Annotated in this window: 17 protein-coding genes; 4 read left to right on the top strand and 13 right to left on the bottom strand. The window is 70.0% G+C overall.

Going from position 1 to position 21974, the window contains the following annotated elements:
• The first annotated feature begins 15 nt into the window (after positions 1 to 15).
• Genes ACIPY8_RS11070 through ACIPY8_RS11080 form a run of 3 tightly spaced genes read left to right on the top strand, consistent with a single transcriptional unit; the run spans position 16 to position 4423 of the window.
• Complete coding sequence (locus tag ACIPY8_RS11070; protein WP_400818002.1) at positions 16 to 867, top strand: carbohydrate ABC transporter permease; 852 nt, start codon at positions 16 to 18, stop codon at positions 865 to 867.
• A complete protein-coding gene (locus ACIPY8_RS11075; RefSeq protein WP_400818004.1) occupies positions 864 to 3131 on the top strand; it encodes a glycoside hydrolase family 3 protein in 2268 nt (755 codons plus the stop codon). Before ACIPY8_RS11070 ends, ACIPY8_RS11075 begins: the two co-directional genes overlap by 4 nt.
• Positions 3119 to 4423, top strand: a complete 1305-nt coding sequence (locus tag ACIPY8_RS11080; RefSeq protein ID WP_400818006.1) for a glycoside hydrolase family 125 protein — start codon at positions 3119 to 3121, stop codon at positions 4421 to 4423. Before ACIPY8_RS11075 ends, ACIPY8_RS11080 begins: the two co-directional genes overlap by 13 nt.
• Positions 4424 to 4454: 31 nt before the next feature.
• Here the strand turns inward: ACIPY8_RS11080 and ACIPY8_RS11085 are convergent, their stop codons facing one another.
• From ACIPY8_RS11085 to rsmA, 7 genes are all read right to left on the bottom strand, one after another.
• The gene (locus ACIPY8_RS11085; RefSeq protein WP_400818008.1) at positions 4455 to 5576 is read right to left on the bottom strand and encodes a substrate-binding domain-containing protein; all 1122 of its coding nucleotides are present in this window, start codon (positions 5574 to 5576) and stop codon (positions 4455 to 4457) included.
• A gap of 57 nt (positions 5577 to 5633) precedes the next feature.
• Positions 5634 to 6992: a multiple monosaccharide ABC transporter permease gene (gene mmsB / locus ACIPY8_RS11090; protein WP_400818010.1), complete on the bottom strand. Its 1359-nt coding sequence runs from the start codon at positions 6990 to 6992 to the stop codon at positions 5634 to 5636.
• Positions 6989 to 8509, bottom strand: coding sequence for a multiple monosaccharide ABC transporter ATP-binding protein (mmsA, locus tag ACIPY8_RS11095; protein ID WP_400820323.1), 1521 nt, complete (start codon positions 8507 to 8509; stop codon positions 6989 to 6991). The genes mmsB and mmsA overlap by 4 nt, the downstream gene beginning before the upstream one ends.
• 154 nt (positions 8510 to 8663) lie before the next feature.
• Positions 8664 to 9704 (bottom strand): LacI family DNA-binding transcriptional regulator, encoded by a 1041-nt coding sequence (locus ACIPY8_RS11100; protein ID WP_400818012.1) that lies wholly within the window; start codon positions 9702 to 9704, stop codon positions 8664 to 8666.
• Between the two features lie 100 nt (positions 9705 to 9804).
• The gene (locus ACIPY8_RS11105; RefSeq protein ID WP_400818014.1) at positions 9805 to 10737 is read right to left on the bottom strand and encodes a 4-(cytidine 5'-diphospho)-2-C-methyl-D-erythritol kinase; all 933 of its coding nucleotides are present in this window, start codon (positions 10735 to 10737) and stop codon (positions 9805 to 9807) included.
• 7 nt (positions 10738 to 10744) lie between these two features.
• Entirely contained in the window at positions 10745 to 11812 is a 1068-nt protein-coding gene (mgrA, locus tag ACIPY8_RS11110) for an L-glyceraldehyde 3-phosphate reductase (protein WP_400818016.1), read from the bottom strand.
• 9 nt (positions 11813 to 11821) lie between these two features.
• Complete coding sequence (gene rsmA / locus ACIPY8_RS11115) at positions 11822 to 12691, bottom strand: 16S rRNA (adenine(1518)-N(6)/adenine(1519)-N(6))-dimethyltransferase RsmA (protein WP_400818018.1); 870 nt, start codon at positions 12689 to 12691, stop codon at positions 11822 to 11824.
• 36 nt (positions 12692 to 12727) lie between these two features.
• Here rsmA and ACIPY8_RS11120 point away from each other — a divergent pair, with 36 nt between their 5' ends.
• Entirely contained in the window at positions 12728 to 14014 is a 1287-nt protein-coding gene (locus ACIPY8_RS11120) for an MFS transporter (protein ID WP_400818020.1), read from the top strand.
• Here ACIPY8_RS11120 and ACIPY8_RS11125 read toward each other — a convergent pair.
• The 6 genes from ACIPY8_RS11125 to ACIPY8_RS11150 are packed head-to-tail and all read right to left on the bottom strand — an operon-like array spanning position 13993 to position 21961.
• Positions 13993 to 14883, bottom strand: coding sequence for a TatD family hydrolase (locus ACIPY8_RS11125; RefSeq protein WP_400820325.1), 891 nt, complete (start codon positions 14881 to 14883; stop codon positions 13993 to 13995). The genes ACIPY8_RS11120 and ACIPY8_RS11125 overlap by 22 nt on opposite strands.
• Positions 14880 to 16469 (bottom strand): methionine--tRNA ligase, encoded by a 1590-nt coding sequence (gene metG, locus ACIPY8_RS11130; RefSeq protein WP_400818022.1) that lies wholly within the window; start codon positions 16467 to 16469, stop codon positions 14880 to 14882. The genes ACIPY8_RS11125 and metG overlap by 4 nt, the downstream gene beginning before the upstream one ends.
• Before the next feature lie 39 nt (positions 16470 to 16508).
• Positions 16509 to 18050: a molybdopterin-dependent oxidoreductase gene (locus ACIPY8_RS11135; protein WP_400818024.1), complete on the bottom strand. Its 1542-nt coding sequence runs from the start codon at positions 18048 to 18050 to the stop codon at positions 16509 to 16511.
• 60 nt (positions 18051 to 18110) lie between these two features.
• Entirely contained in the window at positions 18111 to 19280 is a 1170-nt protein-coding gene (locus tag ACIPY8_RS11140) for a glycoside hydrolase family 1 protein (RefSeq protein WP_400818026.1), read from the bottom strand.
• Between the two features lie 33 nt (positions 19281 to 19313).
• Complete coding sequence (locus ACIPY8_RS11145) at positions 19314 to 21041, bottom strand: ABC transporter ATP-binding protein (protein WP_400818028.1); 1728 nt, start codon at positions 21039 to 21041, stop codon at positions 19314 to 19316.
• Positions 21038 to 21961, bottom strand: a complete 924-nt coding sequence (locus tag ACIPY8_RS11150) for an ABC transporter permease (RefSeq protein ID WP_400818030.1) — start codon at positions 21959 to 21961, stop codon at positions 21038 to 21040. The genes ACIPY8_RS11145 and ACIPY8_RS11150 overlap by 4 nt, the downstream gene beginning before the upstream one ends.
• Positions 21962 to 21974: the final 13 nt, after the last annotated feature.

Genomic DNA, 21974 nt, shown 5'->3' on the forward strand with positions numbered 1-21974 from the left:
AGAAGGAGACCTCCCATGGCACCACGCACCGTCATCCCGCTCCGCGACCGGATCGGCTCGATCACGAGCGGCACGCTCGCCTGGATCTACGCCGCCGTGCTGATCATCCCCTTCTACTACTTCATCTCCTCGTCGTTCAAGACGAACGAGGAGATCTTCGAGTCGCCTCTCGCGCTCCCGAGCACCTGGGACTTCTCGAACTTCGAGACCGCCCTGCGCCAGGCGGATCTCGGCCTCGCCGTGGCCAACTCGGCGCTCACGACCGTGGCCGCCCTCGTGCTCACGCTGCTGCTCGCGCTGCCCGCGTCATTCGCCCTCGCGCGCGCGACGGGGCGCGTCGGCCGGATCATCGAGACCGTGTTCAGCCTCGGCTTCCTGATCCCGTCCTTCGCCGCACTGTTCCCGACGTTCCTCCTCGCCGCGTCGCTCGGCCTGTTCCACACCCGCACGTTCGTGGTGCTGCTGCTGCCCGCGACGGCGCTCCCCCTGTCGATCGTGATCCTCACGGCGTTCATGCGCACGATCCCGCGAGAGCTCGAGGAGGCGGCGTCGATGGACGGGGCCACGACCCTGCAGGTGCTGCGTCAGGTGTACCTCCCGATCTGCATCCCCGGCATCGCGACCGTGCTGCTGCTCAACTTCCTGTCGTTCTGGAACGCCTACCTCTACCCGCTCATCCTCATCGGCCCCGACACGTCGCAGCGCACCATCCAGGTCGCGCTGCCGACGCTCAAGGTCGACGCCGGCACCGACTACGGTGTCCTGATGGCCGGCACGCTGCTCACCCTGCTCCCCGTCTACCTCGTGTACACGGTGCTGCAGCGGCAGATGCAGAAGGCGCTCGTCTCGGGGGCGATCAAGGGATGACGGGAAGCGCCGCGCTGCCGCTCAGGGAGCGCATCGGCCAGATCAACCAGCGTCTCAAGGGGTGGGAGGCCGTGCGGTGGATCGACGGCCGCCCGCGGATCACCGACGTGCTGCGGCGCGAGGTCGACCGCTGGGGCGGCATCGGCGCGATCTACGGCGTGCTGCGAGCCGACCCGTGGTCGAAGGTGCGGTGGGCCGACGGCATCCCGCCCGAGCGGAGCGCCGAGGCGTACCAGGCGGTGCAGGACCACATCGTCTCCCAGGGCGCCGGTCTGCCGGCGCTGTTCGTGGAAGAGGTGCCGCACGGACTCATGGCCCTGGGCGCGACGACCCTGCCCGTGAACCTCGCGCTCGGCGCGGGCATGGACGTCGAGCTCACCGAACGGCTCGCCGCGCACGTGGCCGCGGAGACACGTGCCCGCGGCGCGCACGTCGCTCTCGTGTCCGGGCTCGACATGCTCCGCGACCCGCGCTGGGGACGCGCGGAGGAGTGCTTCGGCGAGGACCCGGCGCTGGCCGCGCTCCTCGTGTCCGCCACGGTGCGCGGGATGCAGGGTTCCGGCGCGCCCGGCTCCCCCATCCCCGCCGATCGCATCGCGGTCGTGGCCAAGCACCTCGCCGGTCAGGGCGCCGGCATCGGCGGCCGGAACGGCTCCGGAGCCCCGATCGGGCGGCGCGAGCTCGGCGAGGTCCACCTGCGCCCCGCCTACGCCGCCGTGCGCGCAGGAGTGGCCGGCTTCATGGCCGCGTACAACGACATCGACGGCATCCCGTGCAGCGCGCACCGCGAGCTGCTCACCGGCACGCTCCGCGAGGACTGGGGGTGGCGCGGCCTCGTGATGGCCGACGGCACCGCGATCGACCGTCTGCGCGACAGCTCCCCGGACCCCGCGTCCGCCGCGGCCCTCGCGCTCGTCGCGGGCGTCGACCTCAGTCTCTGGGACGAGGCGTTCACGCACGTCGAGGAGGCGGTGGACCGGGGACTCGTCGACGAGGAGGTCGTGACCCAGGCGGCGGACCGCGTCCTCGACCTCAAGCGGCGGCTCGGGATGCTCGACGACGCCGTGCCCGTCGACGTCGAGCCCCTCGACGCCCGGGAGTTCGCGACGCTCGTCGACCGCGCGGCCGCGCAGTCGGTCGTGGTCGTGCACGACCAGGGCGGCCTGCCGCTCCCCGCGTCGGGAGCCGTCGCGCTGATCGGCCCGAACGCCGACGACCTCGACGCGCAGCTGGGCGACTACACCCCGCCGCGCCCTGCCGACGACCCGACGTCGTCGACCGTGCACCAGGCGCTCGTCGCGAGGCTCGGAGCGGATGCCGTCCGCGTGGCGCGCGGGTCGCGTCACCGCGACGTCCTCGACGGAGGAATGAATGCCGTGCGCGACGCCCTCGCCGACGCCGACACCGCGCTCGTCGTACTGGGCGGCACGAGCCGCCGCAGCTACGACGACGAGTTCGCCGACAACGGCGCCGTCGACGCCCCCGCTCCCGACACCACGAACGGCGAGGGCGTCGACCTCTCGCGGCTCGCGCTCCCCGAAGCACAGCTCGCGCTGCTGCGCGCCGCCCGCGACAGCGCCGCGCGCGTGATCGCGGTCGTCATCGACGGGCGTCCGCGTCCGCTCGACGACGTGATCGCCCTCGCGGACGCCGTGGTCGTCGCCCCGTTCCCCGGGACGTCCGGCGGCGCGGCGATCGTCGACGCCCTGCTGACGGGACGCGGCGGCGGGCTGCTCCCGGCGACGCTCCCCCGCGCCGACGGCGTGCTCCCCGTGGCCCACGACGAGCGCCGCGAGACCGCGCGCGGCTATCTCGACGCTCGCCATCCCGCCGGGGCGCTGCTCGGCACCGGGGCCCCGACCGGACTCACCGTGCGCCTCGCGCCGGCGGCGCTCACGATCCCGGCCTCGTCGCTGCACGACGGAGGCACCGTCACGATCGAGGCCGAGGTGTCGAACACGACCTCCGGTGAGATCTCCCTGCCCGTGCCGCTCTACGGACGCCGCCACGAGCTCGGCATCCGCCCGCGCCGGCGCAGCCTGCTCGCCGTGCAGCGCGTGCGGCTCGCCGCCGGCGGGCGAACCCTCCTCCGCTACGAGCTCGGACTCGACGAGCTCGGTTCGTGGAAGGCCGGTCGCCCGGAGGCTGTGCGCGCCGAAGTCGTCGTGTGGGCGACCCCGACCCATGACCCGGGGGACGACGGCGGGCAGACGGTCGTCGTGCACATCTCCGACGAGGAAGGACGCACCGGATGGGATCGCTGAGGGCGTTCGAACCCGACACCGCCACGCGTACGCTGCTCCGCTGCGCCGCGGACGACGTGCGTCGCACGAGCGGAGCGCGCGTCGGCGACCTCGTCGAGGCAGCGCTGGTGCGCACCCTCACCGACACGGTCGGGGTCGACGAGACCGGCCGCGTGTTCGTCATCACGGGCGACATCCCGGCGATGTGGTTGCGCGACTCCACGACCCAGCTCACGCCGTACCTGCGGTTCCTCGATCGGAGCACGCAGCTCGCGGACCTCGTCGAGGGGGTCGTGCGCCGGCAGTTCGGCTTCCTCGCGCACGACTCCTACGCCAACGCTTTCAACGACGGCCCGACCGGCGCGCACTACGACCCCGATGACGTGTGCGACGACCCGGAGGTGTGGGAGCAGAAGTACGAGGTCGACAGCCTCTGCTACCCCGTGACGCTCGCGCACACGCTGTGGCGTCGAACCGGCCGAACGGCGTTCCTCGACCGGCAGGTCCACGACGTGCTGCGCGCGATCGTCGCGCAGCTCCGTGCCGAGCAGGACCACGACTCCTCGCCGTACCGGTTCGAGCGCGACACGGCCATCCCCACCGAGACGCTCGCCCGCGGGGGCCGGGGCTCGGCCGTCGCCCGCACGGGAATGACGTGGAGCGGCTTCCGCCCCTCCGACGATGCCTGCACGTACGGCTACAACGTCCCCGCGAACCTCTTCGCCGCGCAGGCTCTCCGCTCGCTGGGCGAGATCGCCGAGGAGGTGCTCGACGACGCGGCTCTGGCGCAGGACGCGCGCGTCCTGTCGGAGGAGCTCGCCGACGCGGTGACCGCGCACGGCATCGTGCCGGGCCCGGACGGCGCGCCGATCTACGCGTACGAGGTCGACGGGCTCGGCGGCGTCCTCGTGATGGACGACGCCAACACCCCGTCGCTGCTCTCGCTCCCCCTGATCGCCCCCGATGTTCTCGACCGCACCGTGTGGGAAGCCACCCGCACGGCGATGCTCGGCCCCGCGAACCCCCACTGGTTCTCCGGCACGGCGCTCGAGGGCATCGGCAGCCCGCACACCCGCGCGCACCGCGTCTGGCCGATCGCGCTGGCCGTCCAGGGTCTCGTGGGCACGCCCGCCGACCGCATCCGCCTGCTCGCGACGATCGCTCGGACGGATGCCGGCACCGGCCACATCCACGAGAGCATCGACGTCGACGACCCGACCGTGTTCACGCGGCCGTGGTTCTCGTGGGCGGAGTCGATGTTCTGCGAGCTCGCGCTGCAGGTCGCAGACGAAGGAGCCGCCCGGGTCGAGTGACCCGGGCGGCTCCCGTCGTGCACTGCGGTGCTTACTGGTACGACTTCACGATCTCGAGCAGGCTCGGGACGTTCGCGTACGCGTCAGCCGCGTTCTCCTTGGTGACGATCACCGGGTCGAGCAGGTACGACGGCACGACCTTGGAGCCGTTGTCGTAGGACTCGGTGTCGTTGACGTCGACCTCGTCGCCCTTCTGCAGCTCGCCGACCATCTTGATGGCCTGTGCGACGAGGAGCGTGGTGTCCTTGTTGATCGTGGAGTACTGGATGCCCTCCATGATCGACTTCACGGACTCGACCTCGGAGTCCTGACCCGTGACGACCGGGACGGGACGACCGGCCTGCTGCACCGAGGTGATGATGGCGCGGGCGAGGGTGTCGTTCGGGGACAGGACGCCGTCGAGCACGGTGTCGCCGCTGTACGAGCCGGTGAGCAGCGTGTCCATGCGGTTCTGGGCGTTCTCCGCGAGCCAGCCCTCGGTCGCGGTCTGGGCGAGCTCGGTCTGACCCGAGACGACCTTCAGCGTGCCGTCGTCGATCTTCGGCTGCAGGACCTCCATGGCGCCGTCGAAGAAGACCTTCGAGTTGGCGTCGTCGGGCGAGCCCGAGAACAGCTCGATGTTGTACGGGGCCTCGTGGCCCGCGCGCTCGGCGAGGCCGTCGAGCAGGGCCTGGCCCTGCAGGTTGCCGACCTTGAAGTTGTCGAACGCGACGTAGTAGTCGAGCGCGTCGGTGTTCTCGATGAGACGGTCGTACGCGATCACGTAGGCGCCGGCGTCCTTGGCCGCCTGCACCTGCGTGGCCAGCTGCTTGCCGTCCTTCGCGCCGATGATGATGACCTTGGCGCCGTTGGTGACCATGGCCTGGATCTGGTTCTGCTGCTCGGCGACCGTGTTGGTGGCCGGTGCGTACTGCACGTCGGCCTTGAAGCCGGCCTTCTCGAGACCGTCGGTGAACAGCTGGCCCGCGAGGACCCAGTTCTCCGAGGTCTTGTCCGGAAGGGCGACACCGATCGTGGCGTCGGCGGCGAAGCCCTTCGAGGCCTCTTCGCCCGATCCCGATCCGCTGTCGCCGCCACGCTCGGCCGAGCAGCCGGTGAGCGCGAAGGCAGCCGTCGCGACGAGCGCTGTCGCGGTGACGATGATCTTCTTCATGTGATCTCTTTCTGTGTGTGGTGACGGATCCTGCGCGAGCTCTGCGTGAGGATACGCTTACTCGCCCCGCGTCTTCTCGACGGGTGGGGCCTGGTAAGTCTTGTTCGGCTCGAAGACCGGCGACGCCTCGGGGTCGTCCTTGCGACCCCAGCGGCGCGTCATGAAGCCGATGATCGAGGGGCGGCCCTGCTGCTTGTTCCAGACGTCGATGCCGACGGCGATGAGGAGCACGAGGCCCTTGATCATCGACACGACGTCGGCGCCCTGGCCGAGCAGAGCGAGGCCGTTGTTGAGGAAGGCCATGACGAGACCACCGATGATCGATCCGATCACGGTGCCGATGCCGCCGGCGACGGCCGCGCCGCCGATGAACACCGAGGCGATCGCGTCGAGCTCCCAGCCGGTGCCGTCGTTCGGTCCGGAGGCCTGGGAACGGGCGACGAAGATCATGCCGGCGAGGGCGGCCATGACGGACATGTTCATCATGACGAAGAAGTCGACCCAGCGGTCCTTGACGCCCGACAGACGCGCCGCCTGGCGGTTGCCGCCGACCGCGTAGATGTGACGGCCGAACACGGTGTTGCGGGTGACGAACGAGTAGATGATGACGAGAGCGAGGAGGATGAGGCCCGGGACGGGGAAGCTCGTGCCGGGACGGCCGGTCGCGAACATCCATCCTGCGGCGAGCACGACCACGGAGAGGAGCACGACCTTGACGGTGCTCACCCAGACGGGGGCGCTCTCCGAGCCCATCTTGTGCTGCACGCGGCGGGTGCGGATCTCCCAGAAGATCAGCCACACGACGGCGAGCAGCGCGAGGATCATCGTCGGGACGTTGAACGGCAGCGGCAGGCCGACCTCGGGGAGGTAGCCGGTGCCGATGTACTGGAAGCCCTTGGGCACGGGGATCGTCTGCGCGTCACCGATCCACTGCTGCGCGCCGCGGAAGAACAGCATGCCGGCCAGGGTCACGATGAACGCCGGCACTCCGACGTAGGCCACCCAGAATCCCTGCCAGGCGCCGACCAGAGCCCCCACGCCGAGACCGAGCACGATCGCGAGCGGCCAGGGGAGGTTCCACTCGGCCATCGACTTCGCGACGATGATGCCGGTGAACGCGGCGACCGAGCCGACCGACAGGTCGATGTGACCCATGATGATGACCATCACCATGCCGATCGCGAGGATCAGGATGAACGAGTACTGGTTGATGACGTTGATCACGTTGCCCGGCGTTAGCGTGGCGCCGTTCGGACCGTTGCGCAGGAGCGTGAAGATCTCGAACAGCACGATGATGACGATGAGGCTTCCGAGGATGCCGAACTGGCGCAGCGTCGAGGTGCCGTTGCTCCCGAACATCTTGCGGATGTCGCCGAAGTGGAAGCCGCGCTTCGTAGTCGTGAGGTCGGTGGTCATGCGGATGCTTTCTGGGTCGCGGAGGTCATGCTGCGCATGAGGGCCTCGGGTGTGGCCTGATCGGCGGGGATGCAGTCGGTGACCCGACCTTCGAAGACGGTGTAGATGCGGTCGGAGATACCCAGCAGCTCAGGCAGTTCGCTCGAGATCACGATGACGCCCTTGCCCTGCGAGGCCAGCTCGTTGATGATCGCGTAGATCTCGTACTTGGCGCCGACGTCGATGCCTCGGGTGGGCTCGTCGAGGATGAGCAGGTCGGGGTCGGTGAACATCCACTTCGCCAGGACGACCTTCTGCTGGTTGCCGCCGGACAGCTTGCCGACGCCCTCCTCCACGGACGGGGTCTTGATGCGCAACGCCTTGCGGTAGCGCTCGGCGACCGAGAACTCCTCGCGCTCGTCGACGACTCCGCGGTGCGTGATCTTGCCGAGCTTGGCGGAGACGACCGAGCGCTTGATGGTGTCGAGCAGGTTGAGCCCGAGCACCTTGCGGTCCTCGCTCACGTAGGCGAGCCCCTGCTTGATCGCGGTGGCGACGTCGGGGATCACGACCTCCCGGCCGTCCTTGACGATCGTGCCGGACTGGAAGTTGCCGTAGGAGCGGCCGAACAGGCTCATCATGAACTCGGTGCGACCCGCGCCCATGAGGCCGGCGATGCCCACGACCTCGCCGCGACGCACGTTGATGCTCGATCCCTTGACGACCATGCGTTCGGCGACGGAGGGGTGCTGCACCCACCAGTCCTTGACCTCGAAGAAGACCTCGCCGATCTCGGGCGTGCGGTCGGGGTAGCGGCTCTCGAGCGAGCGGCCGACCATGCCGCGGATGATGCGGTCCTCGTTGATCTCGCCGCGCGAGATGTCGAGGGTCTCGACCGTGCGGCCGTCACGGATGATCGTGATCTCATCGGCGATCTGCTCGATCTCGTTGAGCTTGTGGCTGATCATGATCGACGCGATGCCCTTGGCCTTGAGCCCCAGGATCAGGTCGAGCAGGTGCTGCGAGTCGTTCTCGTTCAGCGCGGCCGTCGGCTCGTCGAGGATCAGGAGCTTGACGTCCTTGTTGAGGGCCTTCGCGATCTCGATCAGCTGCTGCTTGCCGACGCCGAGGGTCTTGATCGCGACGTCCGGGTCCTCCTTGAGGCCGACGCGGGCGAGGAGCTCGATCGCGCGCTGCTTCTGCGCCTGCCAGTCGATGCGGCCGAAGCTGCGGATCTCGTTGCCGAGGAAGATGTTCTCCGTGACCGAGAGCTCGGGGATGAGGGCGAGCTCCTGGTGGATGATCGCGATCCCTGCCTGCTCGCTCGCGGCGATGTCCTTGTAACGCTGCTCCTCGCCGTACAGCAGGATGTCGCCGTCGTAGGAGCCGTAGGGGTACACGCCGGAGAGGACCTTCATGAGGGTCGACTTCCCGGCGCCGTTCTCGCCGCAGATCGCGTGGATCTCTCCAGCGCGGACGGTGATGGAGACGTCAGACAGTGCCTTGACCCCCGGGAACTCCTTGGTGATGCTGCGCATCTCCAGGATGGGGCCTGACACGACCGGCAACGTTGCTGTGGTGCTCACGGATCTTCCTCGCTACGTGCGGCCACCGTCGATGTGACCGTTCACATTGGTACATGTAACTCCCCGTCACGGAGAGATGTCAAGTCCGACTCGCGATTTCGTGTCGTTACCGTGACACGTGCGCGACGCGGGCGACGTGAGGGCCCGCGGACTCCCGATCCAGGAGCGACGCCTGCACCGGCCCGAACACCGGCGGCTGCTCCCCGCGGATCTGCGCGAGCAGGATGCGCACGGCGCGGCGCCCGAGCTCGGGGAAGTCCTGATGCACGGTCGTCAACGTCGGCGCGACGTGCGCTGCGACCGGGATGTCGTCGAACCCGACCACGCTCACGTCGTCGGGCACGCGGATGCCCGCGTCGCGGAACCCGTGCAGCATCCCGATCGCCATCAGATCGTTCGCGGCGAACACGGCCGTGAAGTCGCGACGACGCGACAGCTCCTGCCCCGCGAAATAGCCGAAGTCCGCGGTCCAGTCCCCCCGGATCGGCGGGAACGTGGGCAGGTCGGCCTCGCGCAGGGCGTCGAGGTATCCTCGCATCCGCGACTCCGCCTCGATCCAGTCCTGCGGGCCGGCCAGGTGCAGGATGTCGGTGTGCCCGAGGCGGATCAGGTGCTCCGTCGCCGCCCGTGCTCCTGCGACCTGATCGGCCGAGAGGCTCACCCCGTCGGACCCGGACGCGGTCTGCAGGGTCACGAACGGGAAGTCGACCGCCATCCCCCGGATCACGTGGAACACCCGCACCTGGGGAGCCAGCACGACGATCCCGTCGACCTGCTCCCGCGCCAGTTGCCGCACGGCGTTGCCGATCGCCTCGGGCGACGTCGCCGACAGATTCAGGGTCGAGACGGAGTAGCCCTCCTCGCGGGCCGCCTCCTCGATGCTGGCGATCGACGAGGTCGGGCCGAACTCCCCGATCGTCGCCGAGAGCACCCCGAGCATGTTCGACCGACTGGTGACCAGCGCGCGCGCCGCGAGGTTGGGACGGTAGTCGAGCACCGCGATCGCGTCGAGGACCTTGGCCTTGGTCTCCGGTCGGATGCTCGGATGGTCGTTGAGCACGCGGGAGACGGTCTGGTGCGAGACGCCGGCGAGGCGGGCGACGTCGCGGATGCTCGGCATGCGGGCGCGCTCGGAGGCTGTGGACATCTCACGCCTCCTCGCATGTGCACGGTCACATCGTCATCCCCATTATGTCCCCAGGGCACCCGGAACGCACCTCGGTGACGCTCTCGGGACCGTGAGCGGCTCAGGAGAGGATGCGCGCCCCGGGCACGGGGCCGTGCACATGGAGCGACTCGACCCCCTGGCCGCGCAGCGTCTCCTGCACGGCCCGCGCGGCACCGGGATCGGCGCACAGCAGCGCCACGGTCGGGCCGGATCCCGACACGACGCCCTGCAGCGCTCCCGCGTGGATGCCCCGCAGGATCGTCATCTCGAGCTCGGGCCGCTCGTGCAGCGCCGCCTCCTGCAGGTCGTTGTAGATGCTCTCGGAGAGCAGAACCGGGTCTCCGGAGCGCAGCGCCTGGAGCACCGGGATCGGCACGTCGAGCGACAGCGGCGGATCGTCGGCGAGAGCACCCTCGTCGTCGCGCAGCGCGTCGAGGCGCTCGTAGACCATCGGAGTCGACAGTCCCCGATCGCTCGGCACGAGCACCCAGTCGAATCGCCCGCGGGCGAGCGCCGGGTTGAGCTGGTCGCCGCGTCCCGTGCCTACGGCGGTGCCGCCGTGCAGCGCGAAGGGCACGTCCGCGCCGAGCCGCGCGGCCAGCTCGTGCAGGCGCGCGGTCGAGAAGCCGGTCCCCCACAGCGCATCGCACGCGACGAGCGCGGCGGCGGCGTCGGCCGATCCCCCACCCATGCCGCCGGCGACCGGCACGCTCTTGCGCACCTCGAGCGCGACTCCGCCGCCGTAGTCGGCCGCGGCGGCGAGCAGCTTGGCCGCCCGCATCGCGAGGTTGCGGTCGTCCACGGGCACAGAGTCCGGATCGTCGACGCCCGACACCGTGATCGAGAAGTCGTCCGCATGGCGCGCGATGACGTCCTCGTAGAGCGACACCGCCTGGAAGACCGTCGCGAGGGCGTGATAGCCGTCTTCGTGACGGCCGCCCACGCCGAGGTACACGTTGATCTTGCCCGGGGCGCGGACGTGCACGGATTCGGCGGAGGCGGAGAAGGTCATGCGTCGGTCACAGCTCCGTCGAGTTCGCCCAGAGGTCCACGTCGATCGAGCCGGACAGCTCGTCGATGCGGGCGAGCTCCTCGTCGGTGAACGCGGGGCCGTCGAGCGCGGCGATGTTCTCGTCGAGCTGTGCGGGACGCGAGGCGCCGATCAGCGCCGAGGCGACGACAGGGTTGCGCAGCGTCCACTGCAGCGCCAGCTGCGCGAGCGTCTGCCCGCGACCCTGCGCCACCTCGTTCAGCGAACGGAGGATCTGCACGGCCTCGTCGCTCAGCGGCGCGTCGGGCAGCGAACCGCGCTTCTGCGCACGATCAGCGGTGCCGTCTCCGAGGTACTTGTCGGTGAGGAGCCCCTGCGCGAGCGGCGTGAACGCGATCGCACCGACACCCGACTGCTCGAGCGTCTCGGTCAGCCCGTCCTCGACCCAGCGGTTGAGGATCGAGTACGCCGGCTGGTGGATCACGAGCGGCGTGCCGAGGTCCTTCGCGACCGCCACGGCCTCGGCGGTGCGCTCCGCGCTGTACGAGGAGATGCCGACGTAGAGCGCCTTGCCCTGGCGCACCAGGGTGTCGAGCGCGCCGATCGTCTCGGCGATCGGCGTCACCGGGTCGACGCGGTGCGAGTAGAAGATGTCCACGTAGTCGAGCCCCATGCGGGTCAGCGACTGCTCTGCACTGGCGAGGATGTACTTGCGGCTCGCGTAGTCGCCGTACGGCCCCGGCCACATGTCCCAGCCCGCCTTCGACGAGATGATGAGCTCGTCGCGGTAGGGGCGGAAGTCCTCGGCGAAGATGCGACCGAAGTTCTTCTCGGCCGAGCCGTAGGGCGGGCCGTAGTTGTTGGCGAGGTCGAAGTGCGTGATGCCGCGGTCGAACGCGTGGCGCAGCAGCGCGCGCTGGTCGTCGAGCGGGATGTTGTCGCCGAAGTTCCACCACAGACCCAGTGAGATGGGCGGCAGGTAGAGGCCGGAAGAGCCGACCTGGCGGTAGGCGAACTGCTGGTAGCGGCCCTCGTCGGCGGCGTACGGGCGGTGGAGTTCGGGGACGTCGGGGCGGAAGCGCGGAGAGTCGGTCACGGTGCCAGATTAGTCCGTGACGACGGAGTCGCCGACCCGGGCGACCTCCTGCGCAACACGCTGATAGTCGTCGACCGTGAGGTCCTCGCCGCGCGCGGTGGGGGCGACGCCGGCCGCGATCAGGACCTCGGATGCCGCGGCGGAGCCGCCCAGCAGTCCCGAGAGCGCCTGTCGGAGCATCTTGCGGCGCTGGTTGAACGCCGCGTCCACGATCGCGAAGGTGCGCCGCCGCTCGTCCTCCGAGCCGCGCTCGCCCTCGGTGCGGTCGAAGCCCACGAGCAGGCTGTCGACGTTCGGCACCGGCCAGAACACCTGACGCGACACCGTGCCGGCGAGCTTCCACTCGCCGTACCAGGCGGCCTTGACGCTGGGGGATCCGTAGATCTTCGAGCCGGGCTTCGCGGCGAGGCGCTCGGCGACCTCCGCCTGCACCATCACGACGCCGCGCTGCAGGTACGGGAACGTCTCGAGGAAGTGCAGCAGCACGGGCACCGAGACGTTGTACGGCAGATTCGCGACGAGCACGGCGGGCGCGCCCGGCAGCTCGGTCACCCGGAGCGCGTCGGCATCCACCACCGTGAGCATGTCGGCGTCGACCCCGTGCTCGACGGCCGTCTGCGGCAGACGTGCGGCGAGCCGGTGGTCGATCTCGACCGCGGTCACGGAGGCCCCGGCCTCGAGGATCGCGAGGGTCAGCGAGCCGAGGCCCGGCCCCACCTCGACCACGCGCTCCCCCGGCCGGACGGCGGCCGCCTGCACGATCTTGCGGACGGTGTTCGCGTCGACCACGAAGTTCTGGCCGAGCTTCTTGGTGGGGACGACATCGAGCTCGGCAGCGAGGCGACGGATCTCGGTGGCGCCGAGCAGCGTGACGGTCATGTGTCCATTGTCCCTCACCCCCACTACTCTGCTGTGATGCCCTCCCTCGGTGAACTCGTCGCACCCCGCCGCATGGGCAGGGACTTCCGCTGGCTGCTCGCGTCGTCGTGGACGAGCAACGTCGGCGACGGGGTCGCCCTCGCGGCCGCGCCGCTGCTCATCGCATCGATGACCTCGTCGCCGATCCTCGTGGCGTCGGGCGCGATCCTGCAGTTCCTCCCGTGGCTGATCTTCGGTCTGCACGCGGGCGCGATCGCCGACCGCTTCGACCGACGCCGACTGGTCATGGTCGCGAACGCCGCCCGCGCCGTCGTGCTCGCAGCGCTGTGCGTGTTCCTCGTGACCGGCACCGCGAACATCGTCATCGTGCTCGCGGTCGCGTTCCTCTACGGCACGGCCGAGGTGTTCGTCGACACGGCGGGCAGCACGCTGCTCCCCATGCTCGTGAAGCCCGCCGACCTCGGCATCGGCAACGCCCGCCTGCAGGCCGGGTACCTGGTCGCCAACCAGTTCGCGGGGCCGCCGCTCGGCGCCTTCCTGTTCGCGGCCGGCACGGCGTGGCCGTTCCTGATCGAGGTCGTGTGCGTGACGCTCGCGATCGTGCTGATCTCGCGCATGGCGCGCACTCCCGTCCCGCCCCGCCCGACAGCGAGCGTCGACGGCACTCCCGTGGCGAAGTCCGCGGTGCACACCGACATCGCCGAGGGGCTGCGCTGGCTGTGGCGCAACCCGCCGGTGCGGATGCTGGTCATCATCATCCTCGTGTTCAACGTGACCTGGGCCGCGCCCTGGGGCGTTCTGGTGCTGTACGCCACCGAGCACCTGAACATGGGCGCGGTCGGCTACGGAGCGCTCACCACCGCATCCGCCGCCGGCGGCATCCTCGCGACCCTGACCTTCGGCTGGCTCGAACGGCACGTGTCGTTCGCGACGCTCATGCGCGTGGTGCTCTCGCTCGAGGTGCTCATGCACCTGGCCTTCGCCCTCACGACGACCGGCTGGGTGGCGCTCGTGATCATGGTGGTGTTCGGCGCCTACGCGTTCGTGTGGGCGACGATCTCCACGACCGTGCGACAGCGGCTCGTCCCCGCCGAGCTGCAGGGTCGTGTCTCGTCCGTGAACATGGTGGGCGTGTTCGCCGGACTCGTGATCGGCCAGGCCCTGGGCGGTGTGATCGCCCAGATCTGGGGCCTCACCGCCCCGTGGTGGTTCGCCTTCGCCGGCTCCGCTCTGACGCTGCTGCTCGTCTGGCGCCCGATCTCGCACATCGTCAGCGCGAAGCCCGTCGAGCAGATCGATCCTCAGTCGTCGAACGAGCCGTAGACCCTGAGCGTGTTGGCGGCGAGCTGTGCGCAGAGCTCGTCGAGGTCCATGCCCAGTTCGGCGGCCATGAAGCGCACCGTGATCGGCACGAGGTAGGGCGCGTTCGGGCGGCCCCGCAGCGGCGTCGGCGTGAGGAACGGCGCGTCGGTCTCGACGAGGATGCGGTCGAGCGGGGTCACGGCCAGGGCGTCACGCAGGTTCTGCGCGTTCTTGAACGTCACGTTCCCGGCGAACGACAGGTGGTAACCGGCATCCGCGCAGATGCGAGCCATGGCGGCGTCGCCCGAGAAGCAGTGGAACACCGTCGTGTCCGGCGCGCCGACGCGGGTGAGGGTCTCGAGCACCGCGTCGTGCGCGTCGCGATCGTGGATCTGCATCGCGATGCCGTGCTTCTTCGCGAGCGCGATGTGCGCCTCGAACGACGCGAACTGCGGATCGCGCCGCTCCGGCTCGGTGCGGAAGAAGTCGAGCCCGGTCTCGCCGATCGCCCGGGTGCGCGGATGCGCGGCGAGCTCGTCGATCACCGCGAGCGCCTCGTCGAGCCGGCCCTCCTCCGCGTACGCCGGAGCGTCGTTCGGGTGGATCGCGACGGCGGCGAGCACCCGGCGGTCCGACGACGCGGCCTCCACCGCCCACCGCGACGACTCGATGTCTCCCGAGGCCTGCACGACTCCCGCGATGCCCACGGCCTCAGCCCGGTCGAGCTGCTCGCCGAGCGACAGCGGCTCGTCCCCGTCGACGATCTCGAGGTGGGCGTGGTTGTCGTAGACCGGGACGGCGAGGGGCTCGGGAGCCGCGGGATACCGCAGGTCCTTGCGCCCGTCGCCGTCCCGGCGCTGCACGTAGGTGTCCGGCACGGGATCCGTCAGCTCTGCTCCACGCGCGGGAACAGCGGGGCGAGACCGTTCACGCTCGTGCCCGGACGCAGCGCGCCCCACGAGCCGGCCTCGCGGATCGGCTGGTCCTGCAGACGCCCGAGGGTCTCGGCCGCTCCCAGCGCGATCCACAGCCTCTCGGTCGACACCGGCATGACCGGCGACAGCAGCACCGCGAGGGCGCGCAGTCCCTCGGCGCACGTGTACAGCACCGTGCCGAGACGTTCGCGCTGAGACTCGTCTCCGGCTGCGGCCTGCTTGGCCAGCGCCCACGGCTCGTTGGCGGTGATGTAGCCGTTGAGCGCGTCGACGATCGTCCAGATCGCCGAGATGGCCTCGTCGATGCGGAACTGCTCGACCGCGGCATCCGCATCCGTCGTCGCCCGGGCGACGAGGCGCTGGATCACGAGGTCCTGCTCCAGGTACTCGACGGGAGGCGGCACGACGCCCTCGAAGTACTTCTCGATCATCGCGGTCGTCCGGGACGCGAGGTTGCCGAAGCCGTTCGCGAGCTCGGCCTGGTAGCGGGCCGCGAGGTCCTCCCACGAGAACGAGCCGTCCTGACCGAACGCGATCGCCGACAGGAAGTAGAACCGGTACGCGTCGGAGCCGAAGACGTCGGTGATCTCGGTCGGCGCGATGCCGGTGAGCTTCGACTTCGACATCTTCTCGCCGCCCACGAGCAGCCAGCCGTGCGCGAACACGCCCTTGGGCACGTCGACGCCCGCCGCCATCAGCATCGCGGGCCAGATCACCGCGTGGAACCGCAGGATGTCCTTGCCGACCACGTGATACGCCGGCCAGCGGCGATCGAAGGTCTCGGGGTCGTCACCGTAGCCGACGGCCGTGGCGTAGTTGAGCAGCGCGTCGACCCACACGTAGATGACGTGCGAGCTGTCCCAGGGCACCTCGATGCCCCAGTCGAACGCCGAGCGCGAGATCGACAGGTCCTTGAGCCCCTGCCGCACGAACGAGACGACCTCGTTGCGCGCGGACTCGGGACGGATGAAGTCGGGCTGCGTCTTGTACAGCTCGAGCAGCCGGTCCTGGAACTCGCTGAGCTTGAAGAAGTAGTTCTTCTCCTGCAGCAGCTCGAGCGGCTTGGAGTGGATCGCGCACACCTTGAGGCCCTCGAAAGGTCCGGTGCCGTCGAGGATCTCGGACTCGGGTTTGAACTCCTCACAGCCCACGCAGTACAGCGCCTCGTACTCGCCCGCGTAGATGTACCCGCGGTCGTAGATCGCCTGCACGAACTTCTTGACGCGCTCCTCGTGCCGCTCCTGCGTGGTGCGGATGAAGTCGTCGTTCGCGACGTCGAGCGTCTTCAGCAGCGGGAACCACGCCTCGGTCACGAGCTTGTCGACCCACTCCTGCGGGGTCACGCCGTTCGCCGCCGCCGCACGGAGCATCTTCTGCCCGTGCTCGTCGGTGCCCGTCAGCATCCAGGTGTCGTCGCCGCCCTGGCGGTGCCAGCGCGCGAGCGCGTCGACCGCCACCGAGGTGTACCCGTGGCCGATGTGAGGCACGTCGGACGGGTAGTAGATGGGCGTCGTGATGTAGAAGGATTCGCCTGCGGGCATGGAGCAATTCTAGGCGTCGTATGACCGGGGGTTACGCGCTCAGCCCACGGTGATGTCGATGCGGTGCCAGCCCTGTGCGCCGTCCGGCGCGGGCGCGGCGGGCTCGGAGGTCTGCGTCTCGCCGTCGGCGCTCACGGCGCGGCACTCGATGCTGTGCGTCCCGCTCTCGGCGGTCCACGGCAGGCTCCACTGCACCCAGGTGTCCGCCGAGATCGGCGAGGCGAGTTCCGCGCGCTGCCACGACCCTCCGTCGACACGCACCTCGACGCCGTCCACGCCGACATGCTGCTGCCAGGCCATGCCGGCGATGACGGAGTCTCCCGGTTCGACCCGCTGACCGCGACGCGGCACGTCGATCCGCGACTGGAGCTTGATCGGCCCGTGGTCCGACCAGCCGCGCGTCGTCCAGTACGCCGTCACCCGGTCGAAGCGCGTGACCTCGAGGTCGACGACCCACTTCGTCGCCGAGACATAGCCGTAGAGCCCGGGGACGACCATCCGCACCGGGAAGCCGTGCTCGATCGGCAGCGGATCGCCGTTCATCCCGACCGCGAGCAATGCGTCGCGCTCGTCGGTGAGAGCCTCGATCGGCGTGGAGGCGGTGAAGCCGTCCGACGAGGTCGACAGCACCATGTCGGCATCCGGGTCGACGCCCGCCCGGGCGAGGAGATCGCGCACCGGGTGACCGAGCCAGCGGGCGTTGCCGATCAGCGACCCGCCCACCTCGTTCGACACGCACGCCAGAGTGACGTGCGCCTCCTGCATCGGTAGGGCGAGCAGTTCGTCCCAGCCGATCTCGACCTCGCGCTCGACCATCCCGTGGATCCGCAACCGCCAGTCCGCCGGATCGATGCGCGGCACGATCAGCGCCGTGTCGATCCGGTAGAACTCGGCGTTCGGGGTGACGACGGGGGCGAGACCGGGGATGCCGAGGTCGGCACCCGCCGCGACCGGAGCCGCCGGGCGGGCCGCGACGGGGAGTCTCAGTGCGGCGCGCACGGCCTCGATCGACCTCGTCGCGCCGCGCGCCACGTTGCCGATGACGAGCGCGGCGACACCCGTGACGGCGACGCCCGCGGTCCAGAGCAGGAAGCGCCGGCGCTCCTCGGACTCGGGGCGCACGTACGGGATCGGCTGCACCGTGCGCATGAGCAGACGCAGGGCGACCACGCCCACGACACCCGCGATCAGGCCGGGGAGCCAGGCGAAAGGACCGGCGCCGGGACGCGTCATCGCGACCACGAGGGCGAGAGCTCCGAGTACGCCGAGGACGACGGAGCCGATGCCCGCGCGACGCGCCTCGAGGATGCCGGCGAGCGCCGCGACGGCCGCGAGCACGATCGCGATGCCGGTGATCAGGGCGGCCTTGTCGCCGGTGCCGAACAGGGCGATCGCGGTGTCCTTCGCCCAGGCGGGCGCGAGGTCGATCAGGCCGCTGCCGATCACCGCAACCGGGCTCGCCGCCGGTTCGACGACCGCAGCGACGAGCTCCCCCGCGCCGACCGCGAGGACCGCGGCGCTCACCCCGGCCGCAGCGGAGCGGAGGCGAGCACCGCGCCGCGCGGTCAGGACGTGGGTCATGGACCGAGCGTAACCCCGGGAGCGCGTCCGAGGGCCGTGCGGCCCCCGGACGAAGGCGGGTCAGAGGCCGTTGCGCCGCGCGACCTCGCCGAGCCAGGCGAGCGACGGCTTCGGCGAGCGCGCGAACGTCTCGCGGTCGAAGCCGATCAGGCCGAAGGTCGGCCGGTATCCGCTCGCCCACTCGTAGTTGTCGAGAGCGCTCCAGTGCTGGTACCCGTGCACCGTGATGCCGTCGGAGATCGCGCGGTGCAGACCCTCGAGCGCGCCCTGCGTGTAGGCGATGCGCCGGGTGTCGTCGGCCGTGGCGATCCCGTTCTCGGTGACGAAGACCGGTACGCCGCCGCTGCGCTCCCAGGCACTGCGCACGCCCATCTCGAGCGCCTCGGGGAAGAACTCCCAGCCCGTGAGAGTGGTCTCGACGTCGGGCGACACCGGACGCGGACCCTCCGGTCCGATGAACGTGCGGGTGTACGCCTGCACGCCGACGAAGTCGTCGCCGGCGGACTGCTCGAGATACCAGTGGTCGCGCGGGTCGCCGTACTGCGCGAGCATCTCGTCGGCACCGGGCTCGCCCGTGGAATGGAACGCCTGCGTCGCGATGGTCCACCCCGCCTGGATGCGGGACGTCGAGTGCAGGATCTCCGAGGCGCGGTGGTGCGCGTCGAGCAGCGTGTCGGCGACGGCGAGGTCGGGGTTCGGGAGGCCGTAGGCCACGAGATTCGCGGCATCCTCTCCCCCGGCGAGCATCGCGGCGATGTTCGGCTCGTTGATCGTGCACACGTACGTCACGTCGTCGAGGATCGGCAGCACGGTCTCGACGTAGCGGGCGAACAGGTCGACCGCGTCGGACGCACGCCAGAACCCGTCCTTCTGGAACCACTGCGGCACCGTGAAGTGCATGAGCGTCACGGTCGGGTCGAGACCGAGGCCGAGGGCCGTGTCGATCATGCGGCGGTAGTGGTCGAGCATGGCGCGCGAGATGAACCCGCGCTCGGGCTCGATACGCGCCCACTCGACCGAGAAGCGGTACGAGTTCAGGCCGGCGGCGGCGAGCAGGCCCATGTCCTCCGGGTACCGGTGCAAGTGATCGGCGGCGTCGCCGGACGGCTCCACCATGGGCGACCCCGGAGCGTGCTCCATGGTCCACCAGTTGCTGGTCGTGTTGTTCCCCTCCACCTGGTGCGCGGCGGTCGCCGCGCCCCAGAGGAAGCCGTCAGGGAAGGTGAGCACGAGTGCTCCTTTCGATCGTGCGGGTGTTCCTGTTCAGCGCGAGATTCGTGCCGGGTTGGGCACGGCATCCAGCAGCTGGACCGTGTAGGGGTCCTCGGGATGCTGCAGAACCTCAGAGGTCTCGCCGCGCTCGACCACGCGGCCGCTGTTGAGCACGAGGATGTTCTCGGTCACCAGGCGCGCGCTCAGCAGGTCGTGCGTGATGTAGAGCATGCTGATGCCCCACCGCTCCCGGAGGTCTTCGAGCAGGGCGAGCACCCCGGCGCGCAGCGACACGTCGAGCATCGACACCGGCTCGTCGGCGATCAGCACCTGCGGATCGCTCGCGAGGGCACGCGCGATCACGACGCGCTGCCGCTGTCCACCCGAGAGCTGATGCGGCAGCTTCGCGGCGAACTGCTCGACCGGGGTCAGTCCCACCGTCTCGAGCAGCTCCAGCACGCGCGCCCGCGCCTCGGCTCCGCGCAGCGAGGTGTAGTTGCGCACCGGACGGCTGAGCGCGTACTCGACCGTGTGCAGCGGATTGAGTGCGGCGTACGGGTCCTGGAACACCATCTGCACGTCCTTGCGGAGGTCGCGCAGCCCCTTGCGTCCCAGAGAGGCGACGTCCACGTCGCCGAAGCGCACGGATCCCTCGGTCGGCTTCTCGACGCCCGTGATGAGCTTCGCGAGCGTCGACTTGCCGGACCCCGAGGCACCGACGAGCGCGAGCGCCTCACCCGGCTCGAGGCGGAACGACACGTCGTCGACCGCCACGACGGGCTTCTCCCCGCGGCGCGGCGGCGCATAGCGCTTGGTCACGCCCTCGACCACGACCGCGGCATCCGCACGACGGGTGTCGCGCTGCGACACGGTCGGCACGGTCTCGGTCACGTCGGTGCGGGAGGTGCCCTCGCGACGTCGGGTGCCGAGGTCCACGAAGCCGGGGATCGAGATGGACTCGGCCCGCGGGTCGGCGTAGTGGCTCAGCAGCATCCGCGTGTACTCGTCCTGCGGGCTGTGCAGGATGTCGAGGCTCGGCGCGTCCTCGACGATTCGCCCCTCGTGCATGACCATGACCCGGTCGGTGGCCTCGAGCACGATGCCGAGATCGTGGCTGATGAGGATCGCCGTGAAGTGCTCGGAGTGCTGCAGCTCCTTGATCGTGTCCATGACGGCGTGCTGCACGAGCACGTCGAGCGCCGTGGTCGGCTCGTCGAACACCATGAGCTGCGGCTCGAGCGACAGGGCGAGGGCGATCGACGTGCGCTGACGCATACCGCCGGACAGCTCGCCGGGGTACCGCGACAGCACTGCCGGGTCGAGCCCGACCTTGCCGATCAGCTCACGAGCCCTGGCCTCCCGTTCCTCCCGCGGCACGTGGCCGTGCGCGGCGAAGATGTCGCGGAAGTGGTTGCCCACCGTGCGCACGGGGTTGAGGGCGTTCATGCCCGACTGCAGCACCATCGCGAAACCGCCCTGGCGCTGGCGGCGCAGCTCCTCGGCATCCAGCTCGCGGATGTCGCGCCCGCCGAACAGGATGCGCCCGCCGCTGATCCGTGCCGGCGGCTTCTGCAGCCGCGTGAGCGCGAAGCCGAGCGTCGACTTGCCCGATCCGGACTCGCCCACGAGCCCCACGAACTCGCCGCGACGCAGCGAGAACGAGACGTCGTCGACGGCCGTGACGGGGGTCGCTCCGGGCGAGGCGTACTCGACCGAGAGTCCCTGCACGTCGAGGAGGATGTCGCTCGTGGTCGTGGTCTGAGGTGCCATGGCGCTCATCGCCCCTTCCCTTCCCGGAGGCGCGGATTGGAGATGCCGTCCACGCCGAAGTTGATGAGTGTGAGGCTCAGGGCCAGCAGAGCGATGCACAGACCGGGGGCGAACAGCAGCAGCCACTGCCCCGTGAGCAGCGAGTTGGAGTTCTGCGCCCAGTAGAGCATGGTGCCCCAGCTGACGATGCTGGAGTCGCCGAGTCCGAGGAACTCGAGCCCCGCCTCGGCGAGGATCGCGGCGGTGGCCGCGCCGAAGAGCGTGCCGGCGATGATCGACGTCATGTTCGGCAGGATCTCGCGGAACACGATGCGCGCCCGGCTGTCGCCCGAGAACTGCGCCGAGGTGACGAAGTCGTTGCCGCGGAGCGATTGCGTCTGGCTGCGCAGCACGCGCGCGCCCCACGCCCATCCGGTGACCACGATCACCGCGATGATCATGAGGATGCCGCCGTTCTGCAGGTACGCCGCGATCACGATCATGAGCGGCAGCCCGGGGATGACGAGGAAGAGGTTCACGATGAATCCGATGACCTCACCCGCGAAGCCGCGCATATAGCCCCAGCTGAGGCCGATCAGCACCGCCACGACGGTGGAGAGGATGCCGGCGGCGAGGCCGACCAGCAGGCTCACCTGCGAGCCGTAGATCAGCTGGCTCAGCACGTCCTCGCCCGCGGCGGTGGTGCCCAGCCAGTGCGCGGCCGAGGCGTCGGCGTTGCGCTCGAAGGAGTTGTCCTTGGCCCCGTAGGGCGCCAGCAGCGGCGCGAACACCGCGACCAGCACGAAGAGTCCGAGGATGATGAGGCCGAGGCGTGCCTTGCCGTTGGCCCACAGCGTGCCCACCATGCGGCCGAACGCGCGCCACGGGCTGGGCGCCGCGATCCGGTCGTCGGGGACCTTGACGTTGATGGTCGTTTCCGAAGCGTTCATCGGCGAGTCCTCG

Source organism: Microbacterium sp. NPDC089696 (genome assembly GCF_044749125.1).
Lineage (GTDB): Bacteria > Actinomycetota > Actinomycetes > Actinomycetales > Microbacteriaceae > Microbacterium.